Below are 460 nucleotides of genomic sequence, written 5' to 3' on the forward strand. Positions count from 1 at the left end.
TGCAGCCGCGATCATGAGCCTGATTCGATCAGCGCAGCTCAACGGCCATGATCCATACGTCTACCTCAAAGACGTACCGAATCGCTTGCCAACGCATCGCGCCGACGACATCGCTCAGCTACTGCCTCATCGCTGGGCGCCGATCACCACCTGATCGCCGGTAGGCACTCCCCTGGGTGCCATTGCCGGGCGCTTACGAAGAACGAGACGCAAGCAAAGCTGGATCCAGCCGGAATCTCGTTGGTGTCTGCGAGTTTGCCGGGGCTTCCGTTTCCGGCGCCAAAGAACGGCGCGGAGGCGATGTGGGACCACCTCGCGAGATACCGGGGAGTTGGCGTGGAATGGCCTAAAGCTTTGACGGTTGTATCACCACGGCCAGGTAGAGTAGTAGTAGTAGTAGTAGTAGTAGTAGTAGTAGTAGTAGTAGTAGTAGTAGTAGTAGTAGTAGTAGTAGTAGTAG

The 460-nt window shown here is 56.3% G+C and carries 2 protein-coding genes; both read left to right on the top strand.

The window, feature by feature from the left end:
* Nucleotides 1-154, top strand: a 154-nt coding sequence (locus tag SB772_RS39150) for a transposase domain-containing protein (protein ID WP_410838407.1), incomplete at its 5' end; no start/stop codon positions are given.
* A partial coding sequence (locus SB772_RS39155) for a DUF1329 domain-containing protein (protein WP_410838408.1) occupies nt 154-460 on the top strand: 307 nt, incomplete at its 3' end. The genes SB772_RS39150 and SB772_RS39155, both read left to right, overlap by 1 nt.

The organism is Paraburkholderia sp. SIMBA_030, assembly GCF_046535245.1.
In the GTDB taxonomy this organism is placed as follows: Bacteria; Pseudomonadota; Gammaproteobacteria; order Burkholderiales; family Burkholderiaceae; genus Paraburkholderia.